Source organism: Ramlibacter sp., from assembly GCF_013697775.1.
In the GTDB taxonomy this organism is placed as follows: domain Bacteria; phylum Pseudomonadota; class Gammaproteobacteria; order Burkholderiales; family Burkholderiaceae_C; genus Ramlibacter.
Map to the genome: position 1 here is coordinate 1 of NZ_JACCWG010000365.1, position 4,044 is coordinate 4,044.

The following is a 4,044-nucleotide window of genomic DNA, read 5'->3' on the forward strand; positions in this document are numbered from 1 at the left end:
GGACTGCTGCTGGGCAGCCGCCGGTACGAGGCGCACCGCGGCGGTTTCCCGAGCGGCGCGCGCCTGCGCGTGGAGGCCCGCTGCGAGTTCATGGGCGGCAACGGGCTGGGCATGTTCGACTGCAGCATCCGCATGGATGGCGAGGCGGTCGCCCAAGCCCGGATCTCGGTGTTCGAGCCCGAGGATCCACTGGCCATGCTGACCGGGAGCCGGCCATGAGCGGCGCGGGCACCGTGCTGGTGACCGGGTCCAGCAGCGGCATCGGCCAGGCCATCGCGCTGAAGCTGGCGGCCGAGGGCCACGACATCGTGGTGCATTGCCGCGCGAGCCGCGACAAGGCGGAGTCGGTCGCCGGGCAGGTCCGTGCGCTGGGCCGTGCGGCCCGCGTGCTGCAGTTCGACGTGGCGGCACGCCAGGCCTGTGCCGACGCCCTGCTGGCCGACGTGGAGCAGCACGGCGCCTACTACGGCGTGGTCTGCAACGCCGGCATCGCGCGCGACAACGCGTTTCCGGCGATGACCGGCGACGAGTGGGACAGCGTGGTGCACACCAACCTGGACGCGTTCTACAACGTGCTGCGGCCGCTGGTCATGCCCATGATCCAGCGCCGCAAGCCGGGGCGCATCGTGACCCTGGCCTCGGTGTCGGGCCTGGTGGGCAACCGCGGCCAGTGCAACTACAGCGCGGCCAAGGCCGGCATCATCGGCGCCACCAAGGCACTGGCCATCGAGCTGGCCAAGCGCAACATCACGGTGAACTGCGTGGCGCCCGGCCTGATCGACACCGACATGGTCGCGCCCGAAGTCCGCGAGGAAGCGCTCAAGCTGATCCCGATGCGCCGCCTGGGCACGCCGGACGAGGTCGCGGGCCTGGTGGCGTTCCTGATGGGGGCTGGCGCGGGCTACATCACCCGCCAGGTGATTTCTGTGAACGGAGGCATGGTGTGAAGCGGGTGGTCGTCACGGGCGCGGGCGCCATCAGCCCGCTGGGACACGACTGGCCCACCGTGCTGCAGGCGCTGCGCGGCCTGCGCAATGCCGTGCGCGTGATGCACGAATGGGACTGCTACGAGGGGCTGAATACGCGCCTGGGCGTGCCGGTGCTGCCTTACGCACTGCCCGAGCACTACAACCGCAAGGTGCTGCGCAGCATGGGACGCGTGGCGCAGATGGGCACCCGCGCGAGCGAACTCGCGCTGGCCGACGCCGGGCTGCTGGGCGATCCGCTGGTGCGCAGTGGACAAATGGGCATCTCGTACGGCTCCTCGGCCGGCTCGCCGGCAGCCATCGGCGATTTCGGCCGGATGATCCTCGGCAAGACCACCGAAGGCATCACCGCCAACACCTACATCAAGATGATGTCGCACACCGCGGCCGTCAACATCGGCGTGTTCCTCGGCATCACCGGCCGCATCATCACCACGTCGAGCGCGTGCGCCTCCGGCAGCCAGGGCATCGGCTATGCCTACGAGGCGGTCCAAAGCGGCAGGCAGGTCGCCATGGTGGCGGGCGGCGCCGAGGAGCTCGACGCCGTCGATGCCGCGGTGTTCGACACGCTGTTCGCCACCAGCGTGCGCAATGGCGAGCCGGCACTCACGCCGCGGCCGTTCGACACCGCGCGCGACGGGCTGGTGCTGGGCGAGGGCGCCTGCACGCTGGTGCTGGAAGAGCTGGAGCATGCGCAGGGCCGCGGCGCGCGCATCCTCGCGGAGGTGATCGGCTACGGCACCAACAGCGACGGCGCGCACGTGACGCAGCCCCAGTCCGGCACCATGGCCCAGGCGATGCGCCTGGCGCTGGCCGACGCCGGGCTGCCGCCATCGGCGATCGGCTACGTCAACGCGCACGGCACCGCCACCGAACATGGGGACGTGGCGGAATCGGCGGCCACGCACGCGGTGTTCGGCGAACGCATTCCGATCGCTTCGCTCAAGAGCTACATGGGCCACACCCTGGGCGCATGCGGCGCACTGGAGGCCTGGATGGCCATCGAGATGATGCGCGAAGGCTGGTTCGCGCCGAACCTGAACCTGCAGTCGGTGGACCCGGCCTGCGCGCCGCTGGACTACATCCGCGGCGAGGGCCGCGCGCTGCAGACCGACGTGGTAATGAGCAACAACTTCGCGTTCGGCGGAATCAACACGTCGCTGATCTTCCGGCGCTGGCAAGACGCCCGCTAGCAGCGCCGGTGGGTGGGTTCAGCCGACCGGCTTGAGCGCCACCAGATTGAGCAGCGTCTCTTCGCGGTCCGGCGGCGGCGCGACGCCGAACCAGCGCTCCAGGACGCCCAGGTCGCCGCGGCTCCACCAGAGGTAGGGATAGGAGACCGCCCCTTCGGGCACCACGAAGCCGGCCCGCCGAATCATGTGCAGGTATTCCGGCGCGCTGCGCTGCACGTCCATGGGATGGCGGAACAGGGCGCGGATGATCCACGAGTGGATGTAGCGGCGCGTCGACTCCGCGAACAGCAGCACGCCACCGGGCTTGAGCACGCGCAGGAACTCGGCCAGGGCGGCCTCCTGCTCCACCAGATGATGGAAGGTCTGGTGGCAAAACAGCATGTCCGCGCTCGCGTCGCCCACCGGCAGGCGGGAGCTGGACGCCTCCACCAGCCGGGCCGGCAGGCCGGCGGTTTCGCCGGCGGCCTGGCGCAGCATCTCGGCATCGATATCGACACCGACCAGTTCGCGCGGCCGAAAGCGCGCGGCGAGCTTCTTCAGCGAGCGCCCCGAGCCGCAGCCGACGTCCACGACCACGTCGTAGTGCTCGCGGCGCTGCGGGATCAGGCGGTCCAGGTCGGCCAGCGCGCGCTCCAGCACGTGCAGCTCCCAGGTTCCGGTGCGCAGGAACCACTTGCCGAAACGGGTCTCGGGAACGTGCGGACCCTCGAATGGATGGGCCGTGGGGTGGATCAAGTCTTGGAGACCTGCTGGACGATGGCGTCCATCAGTTCCCGGACCCACTGGTTGTAGAAGGGGTGGATCACGCCCGCATCCTGGCCCTGGCCCGGCGCATATTTCATGTTGACGCTGTCGCGGTAGACGACCGAGAAGCGTTCGGGCGAATACCGGATCTCCGTGACGATGGTGTGGGTGCGCACGTGGTAGGTGGCGACCATGCGGTCGGCACCGGGTTCCGAGATCTGCCATTTGCGCGGCCCGGCGACGGCTGCCGCCATGATGGCCTGCTTCACCTCCTCGGCGCTCAGCGGTTTGCCCGAAGGCCGGTTGATGGCGACGTCCTGGTGGTTGATGATCGGCACCGGCATGCGCTGGGCCCAACCGTGTGAAGAAGCCAGCAGCAGGAAAGTGACGCACAACAGGCGCAGGATTTTCAAGGGACCCCTCCGAAATGACTGTAGAGCAAGTGTACCAACGGCCTTTGCCGCGACAGCGTCCGTCATGCGCGATTTGCATGTGCGGCCGTTGAAATGGCATTGGCATTCCATCGGCGAGGCCCCTACATTGCCGAGGGTCAGGAGAAAAACGACATGACTGTTTCCACGCAAGCCCGGCGCGCCGATCGCGTTGCCGCGGTGCTGGCGCTGCTGGCGCCCCGACTGGGGGACGACGGCGAGCGCGCGCGTTTCGAACCCTTTGCCCGCGACTATTTCAGCCAGGTCGACGTCGACGACCTGGAGGAGCGCACGCCCGACGAACTGGCCGGTGCGCTGTGGAGCCACTGGCGCTTCGGCGCCGTGCGCTCCGCGGGCGCGCCCAAGGTGCGGGTGTTCAATCCCGCGGCGGCGGACGACGGCTGGCCCACCGGCCATAGCGCGGTCCAGATCGTCAACGACGACATGCCGTTCCTGGTCGATACGGTCAGCATGGAGATCCAGCGCCAGGGCCTCACGCTGCACCTGATCGTGCACCCGATCTACGCCGTGGAGCGCGACGACGGCGGCGCCCTGCGCACCATCGCGCCGCGCAAGGCGCTGCCGCAGGCGCCGCGCGAATCGTGGATGCTGGTCGAGGTCGACCGCATCGCCGACGCGCGCCAGCAGGAAGCCTTGGCCGCCGGCATCGAGCGCGCGCTGGGCGACGTG

4 protein-coding genes and 2 pseudogenes are annotated in these 4,044 nt (G+C 69.4%); 4 read left to right on the top strand and 2 right to left on the bottom strand.

Annotation, left to right across the window (positions count from 1 at the left end; all coding sequences use genetic code 11):
* The 3 genes and pseudogenes from H0U68_RS18415 to H0U68_RS18425 all read left to right on the top strand — a co-directional run.
* Positions 1-219: pseudogene (locus tag H0U68_RS18415) on the top strand (hypothetical protein); the annotation flags it as partial.
* Positions 216-947: a 3-ketoacyl-ACP reductase FabG2 gene (locus H0U68_RS18420; protein ID WP_296358238.1), complete on the top strand. Its 732-nt coding sequence runs from the start codon at positions 216-218 to the stop codon at positions 945-947. The pseudogene H0U68_RS18415 and the gene H0U68_RS18420, both read left to right, overlap by 4 nt.
* Positions 944-2,179: a beta-ketoacyl-ACP synthase gene (locus H0U68_RS18425; RefSeq protein WP_296358240.1), complete on the top strand. Its 1,236-nt coding sequence runs from the start codon at positions 944-946 to the stop codon at positions 2,177-2,179. Before H0U68_RS18420 ends, H0U68_RS18425 begins: the two co-directional genes overlap by 4 nt.
* 18 nt (positions 2,180-2,197) lie before the next feature.
* Here H0U68_RS18425 and H0U68_RS18430 read toward each other — a convergent pair whose 3' ends face one another.
* Together H0U68_RS18430 and H0U68_RS18435 are read right to left on the bottom strand one after the other, a co-directional pair.
* Positions 2,198-2,914 carry a class I SAM-dependent methyltransferase gene (locus H0U68_RS18430; RefSeq protein WP_296358242.1) on the bottom strand — a complete coding sequence of 239 codons (717 nt, stop codon included), beginning with the start codon at positions 2,912-2,914 and terminating at the stop codon, positions 2,198-2,200.
* The gene (locus tag H0U68_RS18435; protein WP_296358244.1) at positions 2,911-3,336 is read right to left on the bottom strand and encodes a hypothetical protein; all 426 of its coding nucleotides are present in this window, start codon (positions 3,334-3,336) and stop codon (positions 2,911-2,913) included. The genes H0U68_RS18430 and H0U68_RS18435 overlap by 4 nt, the downstream gene beginning before the upstream one ends.
* 153 nt (positions 3,337-3,489) lie before the next feature.
* Between H0U68_RS18435 and H0U68_RS18440 the strand changes: the two are divergent.
* A pseudogene (locus H0U68_RS18440) lies at positions 3,490-4,044 on the top strand (NAD-glutamate dehydrogenase domain-containing protein); the annotation flags it as partial.